Raw genomic sequence first — 24,126 nt, forward strand, 5'->3', positions numbered from 1 at the left:
GATGTCCGCGACCATCCTGCGCACCCGGAAGGACCGGCACCCATGCCACTCGCGCGCACCACCGCCGCTCTCGCGGTCACCCTTCTCGCTCTCGCCGCCGCCCCCGAGGCCGCCGCCCTGCCCAGGCCGCCCGGCGTCGCCACCGCCGAGGCCCCGCGCCCGGCGACGGTCACGGTCACCGGTGAGGGAAGCGCCACGGCGGAACCCGACCTCGCGGTCGTCACAGCCGGGGTCGAGGCGGTCGCCAAGACGCCCCAGAAGGCCCTGGACGCGCAGAACAAGGCGGCCGCCGCGCTGCTGCGGGCCGCCCGCGAGCAGGGCGTCGCCGACCGGGACATCCGTACCGAGAGCGTGTCCCTGAACCCGGTCTACGCGTACCCCGACGGCACCTCCCAGCTGAAGGGCTACCAGGCCACGCAGACCTTCTCGCTCAAGGTGCGCGAGGTGGACCGTACGGGAGCGGTCCTGCAGGCCCTGACCGACGCCACCGGCACGGCGGGCCGCATCCACTCCGTCACCTTCGACGTGGCCGACCCCGGCCCGCTGCGCGCCCGGGCCCGCGAGGCCGCCCACCGGGACGCGCACGCCAAGGCCGAGCAGTACGCCCGCCTCTCGGGCCATCACCTGGGCCGGCTGGTCTCCCTCACCGAGGGCCCCACCGGCTCCCCCGCCCCCGTACCGCCCGCGGCCGACGCCCCCGGAGGCGGAGGGGCGGGCGTCCCGGTCGCGCCGGGCGAGATCAGGGCGACGGCGACCGTCACCGCGGTGTACGAACTGTACTGACCGCCCTCAGCGCCCCGGCCCGGACAACGCCCCCTGCTCCAGCCCCAGTTCGCGCGCCAGGGCCTCGTCCACCCACTCGGCGGCCCGGGCCCGGGGCACCGCGCCGGGGTAGGAGGTCAGCTGGATCGCCAGGCCGTCCAGCAGGGCGGTCAGGCGCAGGGCGGTGGCGGCGGGGTCGGGGCAGCGGAACTCACCGGCGGCCACGCCCTCGGCGATGACCTCGGCGAGGGCGGCCTTCCACTGCCGGTCGAGGTCACGGGTGACCTCCCGCAGCGCCGGCTCGCGCAGGGCGGCCGCCCAGCCCTCGATCCACAGCCGCCAGCCCTTGGCCTGGCCGGTGGGGGCGTACCAGCGCACGGCCGCCCGCAGCCGCCGCAGCGCGGTCGTACGGCGGCCGAGCAGTTGGCGCAGCCGGGCCAGATCGCCCGCGGCGGCGTGCGTGAACGCGGCGGCGACCAGCTTCTCCTTGGTCGAGAAGTGGTAGAGCACCAGGGCGTTGCTCACCCCCAGCGCCGAGGCCACGTCGGAGATCCGCACCGCCGCCACGCCCCGTGCCTCGATCTGCTCGACGGCGGCCCGCAGCAACTCCTCGCGCCGCTCCTGAACGCTCAACCGCACTCTCGCCACGCGGCTCACCCTACACAGCGGCCCCTGGCCGGAGGGGGCGCCTGCGGGAGCCCCCCGGCGCCCCACCACGGGTCACCGGAACCGCCCGAAACGCTCGGCGATCACCGGCAGCCGTTCCTCCGCGAGCGCGTGCGCAGCGGCCCTCGGCGTCGTGCCGTCGGCCCGCGCGCGCGTCAGCATCCGGTCGACCAGGGCCCGCATCGAGCGGCGTACATACGCGAACGCCTCGTCCGCGTCGGCGCCCACGTCACCGAAGAGCGTCCACCACCACCAGGCGTTCGTACCGGAGTTGACCACCACGTCCGGCAGCACCGTCACCCCGCGCGCGGCCAGCAGCGTCTCCGCCTCGGGCACCACCGGCATGTTGGCCGCCTCGACGATCAGACGGGCCCGCACGCGATGCTGGTTGCCGGCGTCGACGGCGTACGACACGGCCGCCGGGACCAGGATGTCCGCGTCCGCCGACAGGCAGGCGTCCACGGGCAGCCGGCGGTCGTCGGCGCGCAGGGCCGCACGGTCCACCACGCCGTGGGCGTCGCGCGCCGCGAGCAGCGCCTCGACGTCGAGGCCGTCCGGGTTGGCGATCGTGCCGCGCGCGTCGGCGACCGCCACGACGGTCAGGCCCGCGCGGGCCAGGAAGCGGGCCGTCGCGCCGCCCATGGTGCCCAGGCCCTGCACGGCGACCCGGGCGCCCGCGTACGGCACACCGTCCCGGTCCAGCGCGGCGAGCGCGGCCTCGGCGACCCCGCAGCCGCCGACCAGCTCGTCCAGGCCGATGCCGTCCACCTCGATCGCGAACGCGGCGGCGAGCCGGGCGCGGGCGGCCGCCGCGTCGTCCAGCAGCGGATACACGGCCTGGACCGTGGACACCAGCCCCGCCTCGGCGGCCGCCCGGTCCACCAGGTCCTGGGTCACACCGAGGTCCTCGCCGGTGGTCCAGCACTGCTCGATGTACGGCCGCATGGCGCGCAGATAGCGCACCAGCACTCCGTACGCCTCCGGGTCCCGCGGATCGCAGTCGATGCCGCCCTTGGCGCCGCCGAGGGGGACGTAGCGGCTGTGCGGGTCGTAGTGCAGGGCCTCCTTCATGGTCATGCCCCGCGCCAGCCCGGTGACCTCCTCCAGGCTGCAGCCCGCCCGCATCCGCAGCCCGCCGCTGCAGACGCCGCGCACCAGGCGGTCGACGACCAGGTAGCCCCGCCGGCCGGTGACGTGGTCGGTCCAGGTGAGGGACAGCAGGGGAGTGGTCATGGGGGCTCCTGGGAGGGGCGCCTGGTGCGCGGGGGTCGTGGCGTGGGGCACGGGCTGGGCACCATCGGGGTGGGGTGACTGAACAGTCGGTCAGTATCGGAAGGCGGCTCGGGGCTGTCAACGCGGTGGGGGGATTGCTGGGGATCGCTGGGGTGACGGGGGTCGGCGGGGGCGGGGCGGGGGCGGTGGGCGCGTGCCGGGGGCCGGGTGGTCGGGCGGGTGGCCGGGCTGTGGTCGTACGGCGGTCGGGCGGGCGGTCGTGTGGTGGTCGAGCGGGCCGGTCACGCGGGTGGTCCTACGGCGGTCGTGCGGTGGTCGTGCGCGCTGGTCACACGGGCGGTCGTACGGCGGTGGCGCGGGCCGGCGTGCGGTGGCCGCGCGGGCCGGACACACGGCCGGTCACAGGGGCCGGTCGCGGGGCCGGTCGCGCGGGGGTCATACGGCGGTGGTGCGGGCCGGCGCTCGGCGGCGTACGGCGGTGGTGCGGGCCGGTCGCCCGCTGTCACGGCTGCGATCCGGCGTTGTCAGTGGGGCGGACCATAATGGAAAGCCTCACCGACTCCACCCTGGAGGTACCGTGGCCGGATTCCGTCAGCTGAGCGCCGGGCTCGGCGCGCTGCAGCCCGAGGCATTCGGCGCGGAGCCCAGCGGTGAGCGCATGGCCCGGATCCGCAGATCGCCCCACTTCAAGGACGGGGTCTTCCAGAACCCGGGCGGCCCTTCCCGTACCCGGCCCTCGGGCTCGCCCGTCGACTTCGCGAGGCTCTACTTCGACAAGGAAGCCCGCGTGCGCAGGGCGCCGCGCGCCCGGATCCCGGTTCACGGCACCACCCTGGCCGACATCGCCCGGCCGCCCGCCACCGGGCTGCGCCTGACCTGGATGGGGCACTCCAGCGTCCTCGCCGAGATCGAGGGTGCGCGGGTGCTCTTCGACCCGGTGTGGGGCGAGCGCTGCTCCCCGTTCGCCTTCGCCGGGCCCAAGCGGCTGCACCCCGTGCCGCTGCCGCTGGCCGCGCTCGGCCCGGTCGACGTCGTGGTGATCTCCCACGACCACTACGACCATCTGGACCTGCCCACGATCAAGGCACTGGCCGGCACCGACACCGTCTTCGCCGTCCCGCTCGGCGTCGGCGCGCACCTGGAGCACTGGGGCGTGTCCGCCGACCGGCTGCGCGAACTGGACTGGCACGAGGAGACACGGGTCGGCGGGCTCACCCTGACCGCCACCCCGGCCCGCCACTTCTGCGGCCGCGGGCTGCGCAACACCCAGCACACGCTCTGGGCGTCCTGGGTGGTCGCCGGGGAGGAGCACCGCGTCTACCACAGCGGGGACACCGGCTACTTCGAGGGCTTCAAGGACATCGGCGCCGCGCACGGCCCGTTCGACGCGACCATGATCCAGCTCGGCGCCTACAGCGATTTCTGGCCGGACATCCACATGACCCCGGCCGAGGCCCTGCGTGCCCACCTCGACCTCCAGGGCGGCGCCGCCGCGGGCGTCCTGCTGCCGATCCACTGGGGGACGTTCAACCTCGCCCCGCACCCCTGGGCCGAGCCCGGCGAATGGATCAAGGACGCCGCCGAGGAGGCCGGCCAGGCCGTCGCCGTCCCCCGGCCCGGCGAGCCCTTCGAGCCGGGCGGCAAGCTGCCCGCCGAGCCGTGGTGGCGCGCGGTGTCCGCGCCCCTCGCCCGGCCGTGGCGGGAGCCGCGGCACGCCCTCGCCGGGGCGGCCGCCGCGGAGGTGAGGGAGGGTGATCTCGATCCCGCGTGAGGGGACTCACGGCGAGGGATGTCGCACCTCTTGATGGACCGTCAGTTCTGCTGATGAGATCTCCGGCACCAGTCGATTCCGACCGTGCCGGAGGTCCACCCGTGTACCGACGACTGTTCGCCGCGCTCGTCTGCTGTGCCCTGCTGGGAGCCGGGACCGCCGCCCAGGCGGGGGCCGTGTCCGGCGCCGGGGAGACCAGGGAGGTGGCGGGCGCGCCGGCCGCACCGGACATACCCCGGCTCACCGACGACCGCGGCCGGGTGCTCACCCTGCGCGGCTGGAACGTCGAGGACAAGGTCCACCGGGGCGACCAGGCGCTCTCGGCGATCACCGAGCGGCACTTCAGGGACCTGCACCGCGACGGCTTCAACTTCGCGCGGCTGCTGGTGTTCTGGGACGATCTGGAGCCCGAGCGCGGCCGCTACAGCGAGGACTATCTGCGCAGGATCGAGCGGATCCTGGACTGGGCGCACAAGTACCGCGTCCAGGTGCTGATCGACGCCCACCAGGACGTGTTCGGGCCCGCGTTCGGCCACCGTGGTATCCCCGCGTGGGCCACCAGGACGGACGGACTGCCGTTCACCCCGCACCCCGAGGACTGGTTCTCCGAGTACTTCGAGCCCGCCGTGCAGCGGGCGTTCACCCACCTCTACGAGGACGAGGACCTGCGCCGCGCCCAGGCCGCCATGTGGCGGGTGCTGGCCGGCCGTTTCGCGCACCACCCCGCCTTGTTCGGCTACGACCTGATCAACGAGCCCATGGGCGAACTGCGCCCGGGCGAGGACCTGCCGACGGCCGCCGCCCGGATCGAGGCCCAGCAGATCACGCCCATGTACAACCGGCTGGCGGACGCGGTCCGTTCGGTCGACCGGGACTCCTGGATCTTCTTCGAGCCCACCCCGATCGTCGGCGAGGGCGTGCCGACAGCGCTCGGGCGGATCGACGACCCCAAGGCGGTGTACGCCCCGCACTTCTACAACACGGCGATGGAGGCGGGCGCCGACTACGACCCCTCGGCGGGCTGGATCGAGTCCTACGAGGCCGCCGTCACCGAGTATCCGCGGCGCCACCGCGTCCCGGTGATCGTGGGCGAGTGGGGTCCGCTCAACAACGGGCTCCCCAACATGGGCCTGTTCTACCGCGACGCGCTCACCTCCCTGAACCGCTACAGCTCCGGCTGGGCGGGCTACGTCTGGTGCTACGGAGGCGGCTACTGCGCCCTGGACGCCACGGGTGTCCTGCGGCCCCACAAGGACCGCACCGCCGCCCCCTACGCCCCGGCCGTCGCCGGCACGGTGACCTCCGAGAGCCACAGCTTCGACACCGGTGCCTACCGGCTGGACTACCGCGCCGGGCACGGCGTCACGGAGATCCGCGTACCGGCCCGGACGGGCGGCTGGCGGGTCTCGGTCACCGGTCCGGCGGCCACACCGACGCCCGACCTGCCGTCCGGCCGCTCGTCGACGGCCCGCGTCCACGCCCGGCCGGGCGGCGAGGTGACGGTGGTGGTCACGCCGCGCTAGGCGCCGACGTCGACCGCCGTGCCGTACAGGCGCTGTGCCTTCAGCCGGATCACCACACGGCGTTCGTCGACCTGCTGCCGCAGAAAGGCGTCCTCGTCGGCGGGGCGGAAGTCCTCAGGGAGCATGGCGAGCAGTTCCCGGCCCACCGCGTCCCCCGGGGCGACGGTGGGCTCGGAGACCTCCGCCTCGCCCTCCACCACGGCGAACGACCACACGTCGCCGCCCGGCACATGCAGCGCCGCACGTGGATCGCGGCGCAGATGCTGGACCTTGACGCGGTCCGCCGTGGTGGAGAACCGGGCGATCCGGGCGTCGGGGTCCCAGCTGTAGACCATGGTCGTCAGATGGGGGTGGCCGCTGCGCTTGGTGGTGGCGAGCGTGCCGAAGCTCTGACCGGCCAGCAGGTCGGAGAGGGCGTCGTCGGACAGGATGCGAGGTTCGGGTCCCTTGGTCATGCCGACGTCAACTCCCTGCCGCCACAGGGCATTCCGGGTCCGGCTCCGTCAACTCCGGGCTCCCCGGCGCCTGGGTCGGTGAGTTCGGCGCAGGACCGCGCGGTACGACGTCCGGCCCGACCGGGGCGCGGTACGGCGTCCAGCCCGACCCGGTCTCGGTACGACGTCCGGCCCGACCGGGTCTCGGTCTCTCTTCCGTCCTGCCGGCCATGGCCCCCGCGTGCAGGCGGCCGCCTGCGGCGTACGGCTCCACCGTGACCTGCCGTGCCTCACGAATGCACGGGTGGTGGTCCTGCTCCCGCACGGCACCCGTGCACCCTGCGGCGGGTCGGCCGTCATGTGTCACGGGGATCCGCCTGAGGCCCACGTGTCGCGCGCCGTGCGGTCGGGTACCCGGACGTGACGGCAGGCTGCCCACCGGAGGGAGGCCCGGTGATGCCTGAACGGCTGTTCGATCGCCGTGAGGTGCTCCGGCTGGTCCGCACCGAGCGCGCCCAGCTGGTCGAGGTGCTGCCGCGCGGCCCGTACGAGGAGGCGCATCTGCCGGGCGCCGTGGACATCCCGCTGAGCGACCTCGACGTACAGGCGCCTCGGCGGCTGGACGCCCAGCGGCCGGTCGTCGTCTACGGCGCCGACGCGCTGTGCGACATGAGCTCCCGCGCCGCGGCACGGCTGCGTCAGCTCGGCTTCGGGCGCGTCTACGTCTATGTGCCCGGCAAGGCCGACTGGCTGGCCGCCGGACTGCCGCGGGAGGGCCGCTCTGCCGCCACCCCCCTCGCGGGTGACGTGGCCGACCGCAACGCCCCCGTGTGCACCGTCGAGCAGCCGCTCGAGGACGCCGTCGACATGCTGGACGAGACGGGCCGCGCCACCGCCGCGGTCGTCGACCACGAGGACGTGGTCGTCGGACTGCTCAGCCACGAGGAGGCGGCCGCGGCGGACGGCACCGGCAGCGTCGGCGAACTGCTGCACCCCGGCCCGGTCACCGTGCGCGCTGACACCCCGCTCGCCCCGCTCCTGGACCGGATGACCCGCACGCACGCCGAGGTCGTCCCGGTCACCGACCCCGAGGGACGGCTGCTCGGCCTGCTCGCCCGCGACCGCCTGCGGCAGGCCGTCGAGCGGACCGGCCGGGCCGCCCGCTGAGCCGGACGGCGCCGGAGGGAGCCGTACGCCGTCGGACCGGACAGAGAGCTGACCACAGGAGGAGCGATGACCGCCGAGGGACCCTCCGGAACCGTGCTCGTGGGGCTCGACGACACCCCGCACGCCTGGCTGGCCGCCGACTGGGCGGCGCGGGAGGCGGAGCTGCGCGGCGCCGGGCTGCGGATCGTGCACGCCGTTCCCGTCGTCTCCGCGGCCGAGGCGGGAACGGAACCCGCGGACCAGGCCGACGCGCGGGTGCTGGACGCCGCCGCGGGGGTGCTGGACGACGCCCGGGCCCGTACCGCGGCCGCGCATCCCGGGCTGCGCACCGATTCCGTGCTCGGCAACGGCCTGCCCGCCGAGGTGCTGCTGGACGCGTCCCACGACGCCGATCTGATCGTGGTCGGCACCCGCGGACGGGGCGGCTTCTCGGGGCTGCTGCTCGGCTCGGTGAGCCTGAAGACCGCCGCGCACGCCGACCGCCCGGTGGTGATCGTCCGCGCCCACACGGAGAAGGCCGCCCACGGTGACGTCGTGATCGGCGTCCGCGACGAGGGCGACGAGGAGGCCGTGCGCTTCGGCCTCGCCGAGGCCGCGCTGCGCCGGACCACCGCACGGCTGGTGCACGCCTGGACCCCGCTGACCCGGGCGGGGCTGATGGTGCCGCAGGTCAGCCAGGTGGACGCCGAGCAGCGGCTGCACCAGCAGATCCTGGAGCACGCGACCCGGCCCGCCGCCGAGTACCCGGAGGTGCCCACCGAGACCGTGCTCGCCGTCGGATCCGCCGCGGGCGCGCTGGTGGAGGCGTCCGAGGGGGCGGCCCTCGTCGTGGTGCCCCGCCACCCGCCCGCCGGACGGCTCGGGATGCGGCTGGGCAGCGTGGTCCACGCACTCGTCCACCACGCCCTGTGCCCGGTTGCGGTGGTGCCCACCGCCTGACCCCGCCGACCGGCCGACCTGCCGACCGCCCCGCTCACCGCCTGACCTCGCCGACCGGCCGGCCTGCCGACCTGGCGCTGACCGGCCCGCCCGCCGACCTGGCGCTGACCGCCCGCCCGCCGACCGGCCGGCGTTCCTCCGCCGCCCCCCGCGCTGACCCGCAGCCACCCCCGCAGGGACCCGCAGCCCCCCCGCAGGGACCCGCAGCCCCCCCGCAGGGACCCGCAGCCACCCCCAGCCGCCCGCAAGCCCGCCGTCACACCCCCGCCGGCCAGGTCTGCTCCTCCGCGGAGGACTCGGCGAGCGGTCGCAGCGGCGTGAGGGCCTCGGTGCGGTCCAACCAGCAGAAGGCGTCGTAGCGCTGGGCCAGGACCGTGGGGACGTAGTGGCCCATGTGCTCGTGCGGCGGCCGGTACACCACGCCGATCGCCCGGTGGCCGTGCTCCTCGTGGTACCACGCGGCCGGCCCGGTCGACGGCACGTGCTGGAGCTGCACATGCGGGAACAGCAGCAGCGCGCGCCGGTCGGGCAGTGCCCGGTGCAGCAGGTGCTCCAGGCTGCCGGTGCGGGCCGGCGGCATCTCCATGACGCGGGGCACGCCGCCCCACCGCTCCGCGGCGACCACCGTGCCGGAGTGCGAGCCGAAGCCGACGAGCACCACCCCGCGCCCGATGTGGCGCTCGCGCACCAGCTGGCCGAGGTTGACCATGCCGGTGTCGGCCATGTCGGTGGCGCGGGCGTCGCCGATGTGCGAGTTGTGCGCCCACACGACCGCCTTGGCGTCCGGGCCGTGGTGTTCCATCAGCCGGTCCAGGGTGTCGGCCATGTGGTGGTCGCGCACGTTCCACGCGTCCGGGCCGCTGCCGAGCAGGGCCCGGTAGTAGCGTTCGGCGCCCGCCAGGATCTCCGCGTGCTGCCGGGCCGCGAACTCCTCGGCCGAGCCGTCCCCCACCGCCGTACCGGCCGCCCGCTCGCGCATCTCCGTCAGCAGGGCCACCACCTCCGGCTCGCACCCCACCGGCGCCGGGCCGGTGGCCGACGCATAGGCCCGCGGGTCCTCGGCGTACGGCTCGAAGCAGCGGTAGGCGGCCAGCGCGTGCTCCACCCGGTCGGGGTCGTGCTCGCGCAGATGAGCGAGGACGGCGTGCAGCGACTCCCACAGGCTGTAGACGTCCAGCCCGTAGAACCCCACGCGGCCCGCGGGCGGCCGTTCGCCGTTGAACGCCCGCAGCCACCGGGCGAGGGCGGCCACCTCGGTGTTGCCCCACATCCAGGCCGGCCAGCGCCGCAGGTCCGCCAGCACCTGCCCGGGGTCCTCGGGCGCACCGGGGGCCAGGGTCACCGAGGCGTGCACGGCCCGGCAGTCCGGCCAGTCGCCCTCCACGGCGACGAAGGAGAACCCCTTCTCCTCGATCAGTCGGCGCGTGAGCTCGTCGCGGACCCGGTAGTAGTCGGCGGTGCCGTGGGACGCCTCGCCCAGCAGCACATAGCGGGCGTCGCCGATGCGCTCCAGCAGGGGGTCCAACGACGCCGGGCCGGTCAGCGGGTGGGCCTGCTCCCGGATGCCGGTCAGGGTGTGGGCCTGCTCCGTGATGCCGGTCGGCGTGTGCGCCTCGTCCCGGAGACGGGTGTGGACGGTGTCGGACACGACTCGACTCCCTCCCGGGGGATCCGGGGCCGGGTTCCCGTGCGGTCGTCGCTGAAACGAGGGTCGCTGGTGAAACGCGGGTCGCCGGTGCAACGCGGGCCGGCGGGGCCCGCCCGCGTCCGGGCACGGCATCACCGAGTGTGACTGTTTCTGATCGGGTCGGACCGGTCGGTGGCGGGTTCTGGCAGGCGCTGGGAGCGGGGTGTCGCTCTGACGTGCGAGGGCTCATACCAGAGCGGGACCGTTCGCGGAGGACTTTGTCAACTGCCCACCGCACATGAGGCGTTCGCGACTACTGTGAGTGTCCGTCGGGCGACACAGGGCCGATCGATTCCGGCTGTCCGACGGACCCCGCACACGGACCAGTACGAGGACACCGATGTCTCACCTCCGCGCACCGGCCGCACGCGCAGACCGCCGCGAGGGCGGACGGCACGGACGGCCGGTCGCCCGTACCGCACCCGCATTGCCCGAGGCCCACATACGGTCCCAACTGATGCGGCTGGCCGTGCTGCCCCCCACCGCCGTCGCCCTCGGCGCCAGCGCCGCCGTCCTGTTCACCGTCCGCTCCACCGGCGCGCGCACCGGCCCCACCCTGTGGGCCGTCCTCGCCGGAGCGGTCTGTGTGACGCTGGCCGGCATCGGCATCGCCGCCGTGGCCGCGAACCGGGCCGCCCGGTCCGTGCACGAGCGCGTCGGCGCCCTGCGCCGCGGCAGCGCCCGCCGCGAGGCCGATCTGCGCGCCCTCGTCGCCGCCCTGCGCCGCGGCGAACCACCGCCCCCGCGCAAGCCGCGCTCCGGACCGCCCGACGACGCCGACGACTTCGAACTGCTCGCCGCCGACCTGGCCCGCGCGCACGAGGGCGCCGTCACCGCCGTCGTGCAGGCCGCGCAGCTGTCCAGCCAGACCGGCAGCGAGCAGAAGCTGGAGGTCTTCGTCAATCTCGCCCGGCGCCTGCAGTCCCTGGTGCACCGCGAGATCGCGATCCTCGACGAACTGGAGAACGAACTGGAGGACCCGGACCTGCTCAAGGGCCTCTTCCACGTCGACCACCTCGCCACCCGCATCCGCCGGCACGCCGAGAACCTCGCCGTGCTCGGCGGCGCCGTCTCCCGGCGGCAGTGGAGCAACCCGGTCTCCATGACCGAGGTGCTGCGCTCGGCGATCGCCGAGGTCGAGCAGTACTCGCGGGTCCGGCTGGTGCCGCCGGTCGACGGCGAGCTGCGGGGGCATGCCGTCGCCGACGTCATCCATCTGCTCGCCGAACTCGTCGAGAACGCCACGGTGTTCTCCGCCCCGCACACCCAAGTGCTGCTGCGCGCCAACCTCGTGACCTCGGGGCTCGCCGTCGAGGTCGAGGACCGCGGGCTCGGCATGCCCGTCGGTGAGCAGAACCGCATGAACGCCCTGCTCGCCGACCCCGACCAGGTCAACGTCGCCAGCCTGCTGGCCGACGGGCGGATCGGGCTGTTCGTCGTCTCCCAACTGGCCCGGCGGCACGGGATCACCGTACGGCTCCAGTCCAACATCTACGGTGGTGTCCAGGCCGTCCTGGTCGTGCCGCAGGCCCTGTTGGGCTCGACGCCGGGGCCCGCCGGGGCGGACGGGCACGGGCAGGGGCAGGGCGCGGGAGCGGGGGACATCGGAGGCGACGGTGTCCCGCTCGTGCCGGTGGCGCCGGGCGGCGGCGAGCCCCGTGCGGACCTGACGGGCCGGATGCCGGCGTCCGCGCCCACGGACCTCGGCTCCCCCGCGCCCACGGACCCGCACCCACAGGTCCCCCGCCCCCCGTCCCCGCGGGGCGGCGGCGCCGTCCCCCTGCCCGTGCGCGGCGCCCACCAGGAGCGGCGCAACCCCGCCGACGCCGTCCCCGGCATCCGGCCCGACGACCGCCCGCTGGTCGAGGAGCACGCCGCCGCACCGCCCGTCCCGCGCAACGGAGCCGTCCGCGGCACCATGGGCAAGCCCCGGCTGCCCCGGCGCCGCGCACAGGAACACATCGTCCCCCAGCTGCGCGAACGGCCCGCGCCCCGGCCGGACGCCGAGGAGCACATCGGCCACGACCCCGGCCTGATGGCCGCCTTCCAGCGCGGCGTCGGCCTCGCGGAGGCCCAGCAGAGCATGGAGGCGGGCCGCACCGAGCCCGGCCCGACCCCCGGCGGAGGCCCGCAGGCGGCCTGCGCCGACGCCGGCCCGGCGGCCCTGCACCGACCCCGCCTCCAGCTCGGCCTCGCCCACGACCCCGTACCCCCGCACCTCCCGGACGTGTCCGGCCCGCAGCCGCCGCCCCCGGCCGCGCCCCGCCCCGCCGAGGACGGAGCGCCGTACGGCGTGACCGCCACCGGACTCGGCCACGGCACCCGGCACGACGGGAGCGCACCAGCCGGATGACCGCCCACGCACCCACCCCCACCGCGGCCGCCGCCAGCCCCGGCGCCTTCGCGGCCCCCCACCTTCCAAGGAGTCGAACCACCATGCCGACCGACGCGCCGACCGGCCATGTTTCCGATCTCGACTGGCTGATGAGCGGCCTAGTGCAGCGCGTGCCGCACACGACCAGCGCGGTCCTGCTGTCCTGCGACGGCCTTGTGAAGTCCGTGCACGGACTCGACCCCGACAGCGCCGACCACATGGCCGCCCTCGCCTCCGGCCTGTACTCCCTGGGCCGCAGCGCGGGCGCCCGGTTCGGCGACGGCGGGGACGTCCGGCAGGTCGTCGTGGAGCTCGACCAGACGCTGCTGTTCGTCACCACCGCCGGATCCGGCACCTGTCTCGCCGTCATGGCCGGACGGGAGGCCGACGCCGCCGTGCTCGGCTACGAGATGGCGATGCTCGTCAAGAGCGTCCGCCCCTATCTGGTCACCGCGCCCCGCCAGCACGCCGAACCCCCGGTGATGCGGCCTTGAGCGTGGCGGCGGCCGGGGACGGGCCCTGGCTGGACGACGCGGCGGGACGGCTGGTGCGCCCGTTCACGATCAGCAACGGCCGCACCCGCCCGACCGTCGCCCTCGACCTGATGTCACAGGTGATGGCCACCGGGGTCACCCCCCTCGGCCATCCGGGTCCGGAGCACGCCCTGGCCCTCGACCTGTGCCGGGCGCCGATATCGGTCGCCGAGGTGGCCGCACACCTGAAGCTGCCGGCGGCGGTCACCAAGGTGCTGCTGTCCGACCTCGTCGACTGCGGGGCGCTCACCACCAAGCCCCCCGAGTTCCACCACAACCCCACGGACCGGGCCCTTCTGGAGGCAGTGCTCGATGGACTACGACGACAGCTCTGACTACGACGGCGCCACGGACCCCTTCCCCACCGCACTCAAGATCCTGGTGGCGGGCGGCTTCGGGGTCGGCAAGACGACGTTCGTCGGCGCGGTGAGCGAGATCGCCCCCCTCTCCACGGAGGAGCTCCTCACCACGGTCAGCGCCGCCACCGACAATCTCGACGGCATCGAGAACAAACTCGAGACGACCGTCGCCATGGACTTCGGCCGGATCACCCTGGACCCGCACCATGTGCTGTACCTGTTCGGCACACCCGGACAGGAGCGGTTCTGGTTCATGTGGGACGAACTGTCCGAGGGCGCGCTCGGGGCCGTCATCCTCGCCGACACCCGCCGCCTCCAGGAGTGCTTCGCGGCCGTCGACTTCTTCGAGGAACGCGGCCTCGCCTTCATCATCGCCGTCAACGAGTTCGACGGCGCCTACCGCTACCACCCCGAGGAGGTGCGCGCCGCCCTCGACCTGGACCCGGACATCCCCGTCGTGTGCTGCGACGCCCGGATCTCCAGCTCCGGCGTCCAGACCCTGCTGACCCTCGTGCGCCACCTGCTCGCCCACGCCCCCGCCGCTCCGGCGCCCAGCGAAGGGGTGGTCCGCGGATGAGCTACGGCCGGCTGCTGCTCACCCCGCAGGACACCGAGGCCCCCGCCCGCGCCCGCCGACTGCGCGGGCTGGGCCTCGGTGAGCGCCCCGAGCCCGCGCTCGACAGCTTCGCGTCCCGTCTCGCCGGGCGCACCGGGACGACGTACGCCATGGTCAACTTCATCGGTGAGCGGGGCCAGTTCTTCGCCGGCCTGCACGCTCCCGAGGCCGCTCCGGTGGTACGGGAGGACGGCACCCGCGCCGAGATCGGCCGCTTCCTGCCCCGCGACCACGGCTACTGCCCGCATGTCGTGGTCCGGCGCCGGGCGCTGGCGCTGGAGGACGTCCGGGACTTCCCGCGCTTCGCGGGCAACGCGGTCGTCGACGACCTCGGTATCCGCTCCTACCTCGGCGCCCCGCTGCTGGACAGCACGGGCATGGCGCTGGGCACGGTGTGCGTCGCCGACGTGGCGCCGCGCCCGTGGGGGCGCGAAGGGCTGGAGTCGATCAAGGCGGCGGCCGCCGAGCTCGTCGTACGGCTGGAGCGGCAGGCGGAGGACGGGCTGCCGATCTGAGGCGTGAGCGGCCCGTGGGCGCACGACTCGGAGGCGGAAGAGACCCCTGAGGCACACGGCGTGAAGGAAAGCTGAGGCGGCGCTTAAGAAAACCTCGATGGACTGTGGCCCGCGCCATACGGCAGATTGCTGTGCGATTCCCCATCTGCCCCCGTCCACGGGTTCCTTCGGCATGCCCGCGGCCGGGATCACACCCCACAAGGGAGCCGTACGCGTGAAGGCGCTGGTCAAGGAGAAGGCGGAGCCCGGACTCTGGCTCACGGACGTCCCCGAGCCGCAGATCGGCCCCGGCGATGTGCTGATCAAGGTGCTGCGCACCGGCATCTGCGGCACCGACCTGCACATCCGTTCGTGGGACGGCTGGGCGCAGCAGACCATCCGCACCCCGTTGGTGCTGGGCCACGAGTTCGTCGGCGAGGTCGTCGAGACCGGCCGGGACGTCGCCGACATCGCCGTCGGCGACCGGGTCAGCGGCGAGGGCCACCTGGTGTGCGGCAAGTGCCGCAACTGCCTGGCCGGCCGCCGCCACCTGTGCCGGGCCACCATCGGCCTGGGCGTGGGCCGCGACGGCGCGTTCGCCGAGTACGTCGCGCTGCCGGCGTCCAATGTGTGGGTGCACCGCGTCCCCGTCGACCTCGACGTGGCCGCGATCTTCGACCCGTTCGGCAACGCCGTGCACACCGCGCTGTCCTTCCCGCTGGTCGGCGAGGACGTCCTGATCACCGGGGCCGGCCCGATCGGTCTGATGGCGGCGGCGGTGGCCCGGCACGCGGGTGCCCGCAACGTCGTGATCACCGACGTGAGCGAGGAGCGTCTGGAGCTCGCCCGCAAGATCGGCGTCAGCCTCGCCCTCGACGTCTCCCGCACCACGATCGCCGACGGCCAGCGCGAGCTCGGCCTGCGCGAGGGCTTCGACGTCGGCCTGGAGATGTCCGGCAACCCCGTCGCGATGCGCGACATGATCGCCAACATGACCCACGGCGGCAAGATCGCCATGCTCGGCCTGCCCGCGCAGGAGTTCCCCGTCGACTGGGCCCGGATCGTCACCTCCATGATCACCATCAAGGGCATCTACGGCCGCGAGATGTTCGAGACCTGGTACGCCATGTCCGTCCTGCTGGAGGGCGGCCTCGACCTCGCGCCCGTGATCACCGGCCGCTACGACTACCGCGACTTCGAAGCCGCCTTCGCCGACGCCGCGAGCGGCAGGGGCGGCAAGGTCATCCTCGACTGGACCCTCTGACCTCATTAGGGATTGATGATGTTCGACTCCGTGCGCGACGATCTGCGCGCCACTCTCGACGAGATCCGCGCCGCCGGTCTGTACAAGCCCGAGCGGGTGATCGGCACCCCGCAGTCCGCGACCGTCAGCGTCACCGCGGGCGGCCGCCCCGCAGGGTCCCCCGGCCCGGAGGCGGGGGGCGAGGTCCTCAACTTCTGCGCCAACAACTACCTCGGCCTCGCCGACCACCCCGAGGTGATCGCCGCCGCCCACGAGGCCCTGGACCGCTGGGGTTACGGCATGGCCTCCGTGCGCTTCATCTGCGGCACCCAGGAGGTGCACAAGGAGCTGGAGGCGCGGCTGTCGGCGTTCCTCGGCCAGGAGGACACGATCCTCTACTCCTCCTGCTTCGACGCCAACGGCGGTGTCTTCGAGACGCTGCTCGGCCCCGAGGACGCGGTGATCTCCGACGCCCTCAACCACGCCTCGATCATCGACGGCATCCGCCTGTCCAAGGCCCGCCGCTTCCGCTACGCCAACCGGGACATGGCGGACCTGGAGGCCCAGCTGAAGGAGGCCGTGGCCGGCGGCGCCCGGCGCAGGCTGATCGTCACCGACGGCGTCTTCTCCATGGACGGCTATGTGGCGCCCCTGCGCGAGATCTGCGACCTCGCCGACCGCTACGACGCCATGGTCATGGTCGACGACTCGCACGCGGTCGGCTTCGTCGGCCCCGGCGGGCGAGGCACCCCCGAGCTGCACGGTGTCATGGACCGTGTCGACATCATCACCGGCACCCTCGGCAAGGCCCTCGGCGGCGCCTCCGGCGGCTATGTCGCCGCCCGCGCCGAGATCGTCGCCCTGCTGCGCCAGCGCTCGCGCCCGTATCTGTTCTCCAACACGCTCGCCCCGGTGATCGCGGCCGCGTCGCTGAAGGTCCTGGACCTGCTGGAGTCGGCGGGGGACCTGCGGGAGAGGCTCGCCGCGAACACCGCCCTGTTCCGCCGCCGCATGACCGAGGAGGGCTTCGACATCCTCCCCGGCGACCACGCCATCGCGCCCGTGATGATCGGCGACGCGGCGGAGGCGGGCCGGATGGCCGAGCTGCTCCTGGAGCGCGGGGTGTACGTGATCGGCTTCTCGTACCCGGTCGTCCCGCAGGGCCAGGCCCGTATCCGCGTGCAGCTGTCGGCCGCACACTCGACCGAGGACGTCGACCGCGCGGTGGACGCCTTCGTCGCCGCGCGTGCGGAGCTGGCCGCCTGAGCTGAGAGAATCGGTTCGTGATCGAAGCGCGGCGGCTGCACATCCTCCGTGCGGTGGCCGACCACCGCACGGTGACCGCGGCTGCCGCCGCGCTGTACCTCACGCCCTCGGCGGTGTCGCAGCAGCTCACCGCCCTGGAGCAGGAGACCGGGCACCGGTTGGTCGAGCGCGGCGCCAAGGGCGTACGGCTCACCCCGGCCGGTGAGATCCTGCTCAGCCACACCAACGCGGTCCTCGCCCAGCTGGAGCGGGCCGAGGCCGAGCTCGCCGCGTACAGCTCCGGCGCGGCCGGCACGGTCACCGTCGCCGCGTTCGCCACCGGCATCGCGCAGGCCGTCGCGCCCGCGGTGGCCTCCCTCGCCGTCTCGGCGCCCGGCATCCGCATCCGCGTCCTGGACGCGGAGGGCGACGCCAGCCTGCCGATGGTGCTGGACCGGCAGGTCGACGTGGCGGTCGCCGTGGAGTACCGCGGGGCGCCCTCCGCCGACGACCCGCGGCTCACCCACGTCCCGCTGTACGCCGAGCCCTTCGACGCCGTCGTCCCGGTCAGCCACCGGCTCGCCGACGCGGGGCAGGTGCCGCTGGCGGAGCTGGCGAAGGACCCGTGGATCGGGCCGTACCCGGGCAACCCCTGCCACGACGTGGTGGTGCTGGCCTGCGAGAGCGCGGGCTTCCAGCCCCGTCTGGAGCACTCCTCCGACGACTTCCGCGCGGTCGTCGCCCTCGCCGCGGCCGATGTGGGCGTGGCACTCGTCCCGCGCTCGGCGCTGCGCGGCATGGACCTGACGGGCGTGGTCGTGCGCCCCGTCGACGGTGTGGCGCCCACCCGCCGGGTCTTCGCGGCCGTACGCCGGGGCGCGGAGGAGCATCCGCTGATCCGCCCGGTGCTGGAGGCGCTGCGGGAGGCGGCGGAGGCGTAGGGAACCGGCCAGGGGCTTGTTGCGGTCTGGGCTGTCATGCGTGTGACGATGATCCTCCCGGCCCTCACCGAGGCGACCAGCCCGCTGTTCCGGCCCATCAAGTACTCGCTGTTCCCGCCGCTGGGCCTGGCCACCCTGGCGGGCTACCTGGACGCCGCCGACGAGGTCGAGCTGTACGACGAGCACGTCGAGCGTCTCGACCTGGAGGCGATGGACACGCCGGACCTGCTGGTGATCCAGCCGTACATCACCTCCGCCCGGCGCTCCTACGAGATAGCCGACCACTTCCGCGCCCGCGGCGCGCACGTGGCCATGGGCGGTCTGCACGTCACCTCGCTCCCCGAGGAGGCCGCGGCCCATGCCGACACGATCTTCACCGGCCCCGGCGAGGACACCTGGCCGCGGTTCCTGAAGGACTTCCGCGACGGCGTCCCGGCCCGCCGCTACGACTCCACGCTGCGCACCCTGGCCGGGCTGCCGCCCGTACGGCGGGATCTGATCAAACGGCATCTGTACCTGGTCCCCAACTCGATCGTGGTCACCCGCGGCTGCCCCCACCACTGCGACTTCTGCTACAAGGACGCCTTCTTCGAGGGCGGCAGGTCCTTCTACACCCAGGCCGTCGACGACGCACTCGCCGAGATCGACCGGCTGCCCGGCCGCCATCTGTACTTCCTCGACGACCACCTCTTCGGCAACCGGCGCTTCGCCGAGGACCTGTTCGACGGCATGACCGGCGGCGGACGGCTGTGGCAGGCGGCGGCCACCGTCAACTCCGTGATGAAGCCGGGCCTGCTGGAGAAGGCGGTGGAGGCGGGCCTGCGCAGCCTGTTCATCGGCTTCGAGAGCGTCAACGACGCCAACCTCGCCGAACGCCGCAAGAACCAGAACGTCGGCACGGACTACGCGGCGGTGGTGCGCCGGGTGCACGACGCCGGGGTCATGGTCAACGCCAGCTTCGTCTTCGGCCTCGACCAGGACGGTCCCGACGTCTTCGACCGGACCGTGGAGTGGGCCGTGGCGCAGGGCATCGAGACGGCCACCTTCCACATCATGACGCCGTATCCGTCGACCGGGCTGTGGAAGCAGCTGGAGTCCGAGCAGCGGATCCTGCACCGCGACTGGGACCTGTACGACACCCGCCATGTCGTCTACCGGCCACGCGGTATGACGGCGCGTCAGCTGGAGGACGGCTACTGGCGCGCCTACCGCGACTTCTACCGCTGGTCGAACATCTGGCGCGGGTCCGCGGCCCAGCCGGGGCGGCACGAACGGCTGCGGCACCTCGCCTACGCGGGTGGCTGGAAGAAGTTCGAGCCCGCGTGGGACCTGCTGATCCGCTCCCGGCGGGTGGTGCGGGCGCTGCCCGCGCTGGAGCGGACGCTGGCGGCGTTCGGGGGACGGGAGTGAGCACGGGGGCGGAGTGAGCACGGGGCGGGAGTGAGGAATGCGTAACACGGTCGTCTCATATACGGGATAGCGTCCCGGATATGAGAGACATAGATCTTCGCCTGGGCAGCCGGCTGGCCGAGCTCCGGGCCGGACGCGGCTGGTCGCTGGGGGAGTTGGCCGAGCGCAGCGGGGTCAGCCGCTCCACCCTCTCGCGGGCCGAACGGGCCGAGATCAGCCCCACCGCCGCCGTACTGAACCGCCTGTGCGCGGTCTACGGGCGGACCATGTCCCAGCTGCTCAGCGAGGTCGAGGCCGAGCCCGCGCCCGTGGTGCGCGCGGCGGACCAGACGGTCTGGGAGGACCGGGCCGCCGGCTTCGTACGGCGTTCGGTGTCCCCGCCGCACGCCGGGCTGCGCGGCGAACTCGTCGAGGGCCGGCTCGCCCACGGTGCGGACCTGGCCTACGACCGTCCGCCCGTGCCCGGTCTGGAGCAGCACCTCTGGGTGCTGGAGGGGGAGGTGGAGGTGACCGCGGCCGATGTCACCCACGCTCTGGGCACCGGTGACTGTCTGCGCCTGCGGGTCTGGGGGCCGACCCGGTTCCGGTGCGTGGGCGGGGACCCCGCGCGCTATGTGCTGGCGGTGGTGCTGCCGTGATCGTCACCCGTCTGGACCGCGGTCAAGTGCTGGCGTCCGCCGAGGAGTTGGCGTCCCTGCTGACCGACACCGTGGAGAGCGGCGCGTCGGTCGGCTTCCTCGCGCCGATGGACGGCGCGCCGGCCCTCGCCTGGTGGCGGGAGCGGGCCGCCGCCGTGGCCGTCGGCGAGCTCGCGGTGTGGGTCGCGCGGGACGGCGACCGGATCGTGGGCACCGTGAGTCTCGCCTTCCCCGGCAAGCCCAACAGCCGCCATCGGGCCGAGGTCGTGAAGCTGATGGTGCACCCCGCGGCCCGTGGCCGGGGCCTCGGCCGCACCCTCCTCACCGCCGCCGAGGAGGCCGCCGCCGCGGCGGGCATCACGCTGCTGCACCTCGACACGGAGACCGGCAGCCCCGCCGAGCGCCTGTACCGGTCCGCGGGCTGGATCCGGGCGGGCGTGATTCCCGACTACGCGGCGAGCCCGGCGGGCGTGCTGTGCGCGACGACGATCTACTACAAGCGTCTCGCCGTCGGTTGATTGTCAGTGGTGGGCGCTACGGTGCGGGGCATGCAGGAAGCTGAAGACGTACGCCGGGTCGCCCTGTCCCTGCCGGACACCACGGAGAAGGTGGCCTGGAACATGCCCACGTTCCGGGTGGCGGGGAAGATGTTCGCGACCCTGCCGGAGGACGAGACGTCCATGGCCGTGCGCTGCCCCAAGGAGGAGCGCGACGAACTGGTCCTCGCCGAGCCCGACAAGTTCTGGATCGCCGACCACGAGGCGCAGTTCGCCTGGGTCCGGGTGCGGCTGGCGGCCCTGGAGGACGAGCGGGAACTGCGCGACATCCTCGCCGACTCCTGGCGCCAGGCGGCCCCGCCGAGACTCCTGGAGGCCCATCCGGGACTGGGGCTGCCCGCAGGCGGCTGAGGGGCGCTGTCCGGCCCCGGAAAAATCCTTCGGCGCCGGCGCCGCCGCGTGGCATGATCCCGGGCACAGGTCTGGACCAGTGGCTCGGTCGTTCCGTGACCCGGCCCTGGTGCGGCCACGTCGCTCGGGGAGGGGTTGCGCAGGATGTCGGGGCGGGCGTCGCAGCGGTCGGAGCGGGGAGGAACAGGGCACCGGGACGCCGGGCGTGGGGAGGCGCGGCCGTGGGAGGCGGGGCCTGGAGAAGCGGGGCCCGGAGACGCGGGGCCCGAGTGCGCGGGGTCAGGGGTCGCAGGGCCCAGGGGCACGGGGCTCGGGGACGCGGGACCTTGGGGTGCGGGGCCCAGCGGTGCGGGGCGCGGAGACGCGGGACGCAGGGGTGCCGGGTCAGGGGACGCAGGGTCCAGGGGTGCGGGGCCTGGAGGCGCGGGGTCAGGGGACGCAGGGCCCAGGAGTGCGGGGCGCGGAGACGCGGGACCTAGGGGTGCCGGGATGAGGGACGCAGGGCCCAAGGGCGCGGGGCCCAAGGGCTCGGGGGCTGGGGACGCCGAGCCGGGGGCGCCTGTGCGGCCTCCGCACCGGGCCCGTGCCGTCGAGACCCGGCGGCCCCTGTGGTCGCGGGACTTCGGACTGTTCTTCGTCGCTCGGGCCGTCGCGCGGCTCGGCGACACCATGCTGCCCGTGGCGCTCGCCGCGGGGCTGCTGCAGCACGGGTACGGGGCGGGCGCGGTGGGCCTGGCGATGGCCGCGACCGCCGCCGCGTTCGCCGGACTGGTGGTCTTCGGCGGTGTGATCGCCGACCGCTTCAGCACCCGCAAGCTCATGATCGGCGCCGACCTGGTCCGGCTCGGCACCCAGGCCCTGACGGCGGTGCTCTTCTACGCCGGTCATGTCGTCCTGTGGCAGATCTGCGTCATCGGCGTGCTCAACGGTGTCGCCGGGGCCGTCTTCCAGCCCGGCGTCGCCAGCACGGTGCCCCGGCTCGCCTCCGACGTCCAGGGCGCCAACGGCGCGATACGCGTTGCCGAGTCCGCCGCGCAGCTCGCCGGGCCCGCACTCGCCGGGGTGCTGGTCGGCCTGGCCTCGCCGGGCGGCGTCTTCGTGGCGCACGCCGCCACCTACGCGATCAGCGCCGGATGCCTGCTGGCGCTCCGCCTCCCGCCGCTCGCCCACGCCGAGCGCGCGCCGGGGCGCGGGATGCGGGCCTTCGGGGCGGACCTGGCGGAAGGGTGGCGCGAGTTCCGCTCGCGCACCTGGATGTGGGCGGTGATCGCCGTCTGGTGCCTGTACATGATCGCTGTATGGGGTCCGACCGTGCCGCTCGTCGCGACGGAGGTCGTCGGCAGCCACGGCGCGGGAGCGTACGGCCTGATCAGCTCCGCCCTGGGCGCCGGCACGGTCGTGGGCGGGCTGATCGCCCTGCGGCTGCGCCCCAGACGGATGCTGCGGGCCGGTGCGGTCGCCCTGATCGGCTTCACCGCCTTCCCAACCTCCGTCGGGCTCGGCCTGGACGTGCCCGCCATGGCGGCCGGGGCCGCCGTCGCCGGGGCCGGCCTGTCCTTCTGGGGGGTGATGTGGGCGACCAGCGTCCAGACCCAGGTCCAGCCGGACGTCCTCAACCGCATCCACGCCTACGACGTCGCGGGCTCCCTCGCCATGATGCCCGTCGGGCAGGCCCTCGCCGGCCCCGCCGCGTCCGCCCTCGGCGCCCACCAGGTCCTCCTCGTCAGCGGCGTGATCAGCGTCGTGGTCGCGGTCGCCCTGCTCGCCGTACGCCCCGTCCGCGACCTCGTCCGGGTCGACCCCGCCTGACGGCTCCCCGGCAAAAGGGGTGCGCGACCACCGACCGGAGTGCGGTATGGTTTCTCTGCACGTTCGGCCAGGGGAAACCCCAGGTCAGACGGCACCGGGACGTGGCGCAGCTTGGTAGCGCACTTGACTGGGGGTCAAGGGGTCGCAGGTTCAAATCCTGTCGTCCCGACCAGCTTCTACGCAGGTCGGAGGCCGTTTCTCAGCAATGGGAGACGGCCTTTCGGTTTTCCGGGGGCGCGGGCCCGCCGCACGAGGGGTCAGTCGGTCCCGAGGGAGAGCTCGGTCGCCTTGATCAGGGCGGTCACGGGGACGCCCGGGGACAGGGCCAGATCGGTGGCGGCCTCGCGGGTGATGGCGGCGGTGAGGTCGGCGCCGGTGTCGAGGGTGATCCTCACGGCGGCCATGACGGCGCCCGTGGTGACGTCGCGGACGACGCCGGGCAGCCGGTTGCGGACGGAGAGGCCCTCGACCGGGCCGGTGGCCAGGGCGACCTCGGTGGACTTGACCAGGGCGCGCACGACGGAGCCGGGGGCGAGCTCCAGGTCGTCGACCGCCTGCCGGGTGATGGCGGCGGTGAGCTCCGGGCCTCCGTCGAGGCGGATCCCGACCGTCGCCATGACCTCGCCGGGGGTGACGGTGACGACCGTGCCGGTCAGCTGGTTGCGGATGCTCAGGCTCATCGGGGGGCGCCTCACAGCCTCTGGACCTCACAGGGGAGGTATGTCCGGGTTGGTGTCTCCCACCGTACGGTCCGGGCGCCCGGTGCCGCGGTCACGACGCCGGGTGCCCCGGCGCGAGGAAGACGATCACGTCGGTCTCCCGGCCCGGCAGCGGGGCGGGCTCGTGCCAGCCGAGGCGGCGGTAGAAGGCGACGGCGTCGTCGGCCCGGTTCCAGGTGAGCAGCCATGCCCTGCCGTCGGCGGCCGTGCCGGTGAGCGCCGCCAGCAGCCGGCGTCCCAGGCCGGTGCCGCGGGCGTGGGAGCGTACGCCCAGTTCGTCCACCTCCAGGGCGCCCTCCAGCAGGCGGGACACCCGGTCGGCGCCCAGGCGCTCGGTGACCTTGCCGTAGCCGCGGTCCGTGCGGAACGGGGACTCGGTGATCCAGCCCGTCGCGAACCCCGCTATGCCGCCGTCGTCCGACACCTCCAGCACCGCCCGGAAGCCCGGCCGCCGCACGTCCCTCTCCAGCCGCTCCCGGAACGCGGCCCGCGTCTCCAGCGGGTCGCGCGCCTCCCAGGGCGGGGCGGTGAACACCTCCGCGTAGGCGTCGGCGAGCGGATCGGCGAGGTCCAGGACGTCCTGGGTGAAGTGGCGCATGACGGGACCCTAGCGGGGGCCGCCGAAGGGATGCCGGTCCGGGCGGTGCCGTGGCTG

At 74.3% G+C, this 24,126-nt stretch carries 24 protein-coding genes and 1 tRNA gene; 19 read left to right on the forward strand and 6 right to left on the reverse strand.

Translation table 11 applies throughout. The features are described 5' to 3' along the window. The first annotated feature begins 42 nt into the window (after window positions 1-42). Window positions 43-783, forward strand: a complete 741-nt coding sequence (locus ACSU6M_RS28815) for an SIMPL domain-containing protein (protein WP_437073545.1) — start codon at window positions 43-45, stop codon at window positions 781-783. 6 nt (window positions 784-789) lie between these two features. Here the strand turns inward: ACSU6M_RS28815 and ACSU6M_RS28820 are convergent, their stop codons facing one another. Both ACSU6M_RS28820 and ACSU6M_RS28825 read right to left on the reverse strand, forming a co-directional pair. Further along, window positions 790-1,410: a TetR family transcriptional regulator C-terminal domain-containing protein gene (locus tag ACSU6M_RS28820; protein WP_437073546.1), complete on the reverse strand. Its 621-nt coding sequence runs from the start codon at window positions 1,408-1,410 to the stop codon at window positions 790-792. 72 nt (window positions 1,411-1,482) lie between these two features. Continuing rightward, the gene (locus tag ACSU6M_RS28825) at window positions 1,483-2,661 is read right to left on the reverse strand and encodes a Glu/Leu/Phe/Val dehydrogenase dimerization domain-containing protein (RefSeq protein ID WP_437073548.1); all 1,179 of its coding nucleotides are present in this window, start codon (window positions 2,659-2,661) and stop codon (window positions 1,483-1,485) included. Window positions 2,662-3,238: 577 nt separating this feature from the next. Here ACSU6M_RS28825 and ACSU6M_RS28830 point away from each other — a divergent pair. Continuing rightward, window positions 3,239-4,432: an MBL fold metallo-hydrolase gene (locus tag ACSU6M_RS28830; protein ID WP_437073550.1), complete on the forward strand. Its 1,194-nt coding sequence runs from the start codon at window positions 3,239-3,241 to the stop codon at window positions 4,430-4,432. Window positions 4,433-4,533: 101 nt separating this feature from the next. Beyond that, window positions 4,534-5,955, forward strand: a complete 1,422-nt coding sequence (locus ACSU6M_RS28835; protein ID WP_437073551.1) for a cellulase family glycosylhydrolase — start codon at window positions 4,534-4,536, stop codon at window positions 5,953-5,955. Here ACSU6M_RS28835 and ACSU6M_RS28840 read toward each other — a convergent pair. Further along, window positions 5,952-6,410, reverse strand: coding sequence for a pyridoxamine 5'-phosphate oxidase family protein (locus ACSU6M_RS28840; RefSeq protein ID WP_437073552.1), 459 nt, complete (start codon window positions 6,408-6,410; stop codon window positions 5,952-5,954). The genes ACSU6M_RS28835 and ACSU6M_RS28840 overlap by 4 nt on opposite strands. A gap of 435 nt (window positions 6,411-6,845) precedes the next feature. On the opposite strand from ACSU6M_RS28840, the gene ACSU6M_RS28845 reads away from it, so the two are divergent. Both ACSU6M_RS28845 and ACSU6M_RS28850 read left to right on the forward strand, forming a co-directional pair. Beyond that, entirely contained in the window at window positions 6,846-7,556 is a 711-nt protein-coding gene (locus tag ACSU6M_RS28845; RefSeq protein WP_437073554.1) for a CBS domain-containing protein, read from the forward strand. Window positions 7,557-7,622: 66 nt separating this feature from the next. Then, window positions 7,623-8,495 (forward strand): universal stress protein, encoded by an 873-nt coding sequence (locus ACSU6M_RS28850; protein WP_437073556.1) that lies wholly within the window; start codon window positions 7,623-7,625, stop codon window positions 8,493-8,495. 256 nt (window positions 8,496-8,751) lie between these two features. On the opposite strand, the gene ACSU6M_RS28855 is transcribed toward ACSU6M_RS28850, so the two are convergent. Further along, complete coding sequence (locus ACSU6M_RS28855) at window positions 8,752-10,143, reverse strand: erythromycin esterase family protein (RefSeq protein ID WP_437073558.1); 1,392 nt, start codon at window positions 10,141-10,143, stop codon at window positions 8,752-8,754. Between the two features lie 379 nt (window positions 10,144-10,522). On the opposite strand from ACSU6M_RS28855, the gene ACSU6M_RS28860 reads away from it, so the two are divergent. The 14 genes from ACSU6M_RS28860 (at window position 10,523) to ACSU6M_RS28925 (ending at window position 22,924) form a co-directional block, all read left to right on the forward strand. Then, window positions 10,523-12,535, forward strand: coding sequence for an ATP-binding protein (locus ACSU6M_RS28860; protein ID WP_437073559.1), 2,013 nt, complete (start codon window positions 10,523-10,525; stop codon window positions 12,533-12,535). 83 nt (window positions 12,536-12,618) lie between these two features. After that, the gene (locus ACSU6M_RS28865; RefSeq protein WP_437073560.1) at window positions 12,619-13,050 is read left to right on the forward strand and encodes a roadblock/LC7 domain-containing protein; all 432 of its coding nucleotides are present in this window, start codon (window positions 12,619-12,621) and stop codon (window positions 13,048-13,050) included. Window positions 13,051-13,052: 2 nt separating this feature from the next. Then, a complete protein-coding gene (locus tag ACSU6M_RS28870) occupies window positions 13,053-13,424 on the forward strand; it encodes a DUF742 domain-containing protein (protein WP_437075400.1) in 372 nt (123 codons plus the stop codon). Further along, window positions 13,402-14,025 (forward strand): GTP-binding protein, encoded by a 624-nt coding sequence (locus tag ACSU6M_RS28875; RefSeq protein WP_437073562.1) that lies wholly within the window; start codon window positions 13,402-13,404, stop codon window positions 14,023-14,025. Before ACSU6M_RS28870 ends, ACSU6M_RS28875 begins: the two co-directional genes overlap by 23 nt. After that, complete coding sequence (locus tag ACSU6M_RS28880) at window positions 14,022-14,579, forward strand: GAF domain-containing protein (RefSeq protein ID WP_437073564.1); 558 nt, start codon at window positions 14,022-14,024, stop codon at window positions 14,577-14,579. The genes ACSU6M_RS28875 and ACSU6M_RS28880 overlap by 4 nt, the downstream gene beginning before the upstream one ends. 214 nt (window positions 14,580-14,793) lie before the next feature. After that, window positions 14,794-15,822, forward strand: a complete 1,029-nt coding sequence (gene tdh, locus ACSU6M_RS28885; RefSeq protein ID WP_437073565.1) for an L-threonine 3-dehydrogenase — start codon at window positions 14,794-14,796, stop codon at window positions 15,820-15,822. An 18-nt stretch (window positions 15,823-15,840) separates the two neighbouring features. Continuing rightward, the gene (locus ACSU6M_RS28890; protein ID WP_437073567.1) at window positions 15,841-17,067 is read left to right on the forward strand and encodes a glycine C-acetyltransferase; all 1,227 of its coding nucleotides are present in this window, start codon (window positions 15,841-15,843) and stop codon (window positions 17,065-17,067) included. A 17-nt stretch (window positions 17,068-17,084) separates the two neighbouring features. Continuing rightward, window positions 17,085-17,987 (forward strand): LysR family transcriptional regulator, encoded by a 903-nt coding sequence (locus ACSU6M_RS28895; protein WP_437073569.1) that lies wholly within the window; start codon window positions 17,085-17,087, stop codon window positions 17,985-17,987. Between the two features lie 36 nt (window positions 17,988-18,023). After that, the gene (locus ACSU6M_RS28900) at window positions 18,024-19,397 is read left to right on the forward strand and encodes a B12-binding domain-containing radical SAM protein (RefSeq protein ID WP_437073571.1); all 1,374 of its coding nucleotides are present in this window, start codon (window positions 18,024-18,026) and stop codon (window positions 19,395-19,397) included. A gap of 80 nt (window positions 19,398-19,477) precedes the next feature. Beyond that, window positions 19,478-20,035, forward strand: coding sequence for a helix-turn-helix domain-containing protein (locus ACSU6M_RS28905; RefSeq protein WP_437073573.1), 558 nt, complete (start codon window positions 19,478-19,480; stop codon window positions 20,033-20,035). After that, window positions 20,032-20,553, forward strand: coding sequence for an N-acetyltransferase family protein (locus tag ACSU6M_RS28910; RefSeq protein ID WP_437073575.1), 522 nt, complete (start codon window positions 20,032-20,034; stop codon window positions 20,551-20,553). Before ACSU6M_RS28905 ends, ACSU6M_RS28910 begins: the two co-directional genes overlap by 4 nt. Before the next feature lie 30 nt (window positions 20,554-20,583). Beyond that, window positions 20,584-20,943 carry an MmcQ/YjbR family DNA-binding protein gene (locus ACSU6M_RS28915; protein WP_437073576.1) on the forward strand — a complete coding sequence of 120 codons (360 nt, stop codon included), beginning with the start codon at window positions 20,584-20,586 and terminating at the stop codon, window positions 20,941-20,943. Between the two features lie 489 nt (window positions 20,944-21,432). Beyond that, entirely contained in the window at window positions 21,433-22,752 is a 1,320-nt protein-coding gene (locus ACSU6M_RS28920; RefSeq protein WP_437073577.1) for an MFS transporter, read from the forward strand. A 95-nt stretch (window positions 22,753-22,847) separates the two neighbouring features. Next, window positions 22,848-22,924, forward strand: a tRNA-Pro gene (locus ACSU6M_RS28925). A gap of 85 nt (window positions 22,925-23,009) precedes the next feature. Here ACSU6M_RS28925 and ACSU6M_RS28930 read toward each other — a convergent pair. Together ACSU6M_RS28930 and ACSU6M_RS28935 are read right to left on the reverse strand one after the other, a co-directional pair. Beyond that, window positions 23,010-23,432 carry a TOBE domain-containing protein gene (locus tag ACSU6M_RS28930; protein WP_437073578.1) on the reverse strand — a complete coding sequence of 141 codons (423 nt, stop codon included), beginning with the start codon at window positions 23,430-23,432 and terminating at the stop codon, window positions 23,010-23,012. A gap of 91 nt (window positions 23,433-23,523) precedes the next feature. Further along, window positions 23,524-24,069, reverse strand: a complete 546-nt coding sequence (locus ACSU6M_RS28935) for an N-acetyltransferase family protein (protein ID WP_437073579.1) — start codon at window positions 24,067-24,069, stop codon at window positions 23,524-23,526. Window positions 24,070-24,126: the final 57 nt, after the last annotated feature.

Source organism: Streptomyces sp. enrichment culture (assembly GCF_964272895.1).
Lineage (GTDB): Bacteria > Actinomycetota > Actinomycetes > Streptomycetales > Streptomycetaceae > Streptomyces.

What these genes read in the sequence shown, in the direction of transcription:
- ACSU6M_RS28815 (WP_437073545.1), top strand. Translation starts at nt 43, where the DNA reads ATGCCACTCGCGCGCACCACCGCCGCTCTCGCGGTCACCCTTCTCGCT.
- ACSU6M_RS28825 (WP_437073548.1), bottom strand. Translation starts at nt 2,661, where the DNA reads ATGACCACTCCCCTGCTGTCCCTCACCTGGACCGACCACGTCACCGGC.
- ACSU6M_RS28840 (WP_437073552.1), bottom strand. Translation starts at nt 6,410, where the DNA reads ATGACCAAGGGACCCGAACCTCGCATCCTGTCCGACGACGCCCTCTCC.
- ACSU6M_RS28845 (WP_437073554.1), top strand. Translation starts at nt 6,846, where the DNA reads ATGCCTGAACGGCTGTTCGATCGCCGTGAGGTGCTCCGGCTGGTCCGC.
- ACSU6M_RS28850 (WP_437073556.1), top strand. Translation starts at nt 7,623, where the DNA reads ATGACCGCCGAGGGACCCTCCGGAACCGTGCTCGTGGGGCTCGACGAC.
- ACSU6M_RS28860 (WP_437073559.1), top strand. Translation starts at nt 10,523, where the DNA reads ATGTCTCACCTCCGCGCACCGGCCGCACGCGCAGACCGCCGCGAGGGC.
- ACSU6M_RS28865 (WP_437073560.1), top strand. Translation starts at nt 12,619, where the DNA reads ATGCCGACCGACGCGCCGACCGGCCATGTTTCCGATCTCGACTGGCTG.
- ACSU6M_RS28875 (WP_437073562.1), top strand. Translation starts at nt 13,402, where the DNA reads ATGGACTACGACGACAGCTCTGACTACGACGGCGCCACGGACCCCTTC.
- ACSU6M_RS28880 (WP_437073564.1), top strand. Translation starts at nt 14,022, where the DNA reads ATGAGCTACGGCCGGCTGCTGCTCACCCCGCAGGACACCGAGGCCCCC.
- ACSU6M_RS28890 (WP_437073567.1), top strand. Translation starts at nt 15,841, where the DNA reads ATGTTCGACTCCGTGCGCGACGATCTGCGCGCCACTCTCGACGAGATC.
- ACSU6M_RS28900 (WP_437073571.1), top strand. Translation starts at nt 18,024, where the DNA reads ATGCGTGTGACGATGATCCTCCCGGCCCTCACCGAGGCGACCAGCCCG.
- ACSU6M_RS28905 (WP_437073573.1), top strand. Translation starts at nt 19,478, where the DNA reads ATGAGAGACATAGATCTTCGCCTGGGCAGCCGGCTGGCCGAGCTCCGG.
- ACSU6M_RS28915 (WP_437073576.1), top strand. Translation starts at nt 20,584, where the DNA reads ATGCAGGAAGCTGAAGACGTACGCCGGGTCGCCCTGTCCCTGCCGGAC.
- ACSU6M_RS28920 (WP_437073577.1), top strand. Translation starts at nt 21,433, where the DNA reads ATGAGGGACGCAGGGCCCAAGGGCGCGGGGCCCAAGGGCTCGGGGGCT.
- ACSU6M_RS28930 (WP_437073578.1), bottom strand. Translation starts at nt 23,432, where the DNA reads ATGAGCCTGAGCATCCGCAACCAGCTGACCGGCACGGTCGTCACCGTC.
- ACSU6M_RS28935 (WP_437073579.1), bottom strand. Translation starts at nt 24,069, where the DNA reads ATGCGCCACTTCACCCAGGACGTCCTGGACCTCGCCGATCCGCTCGCC.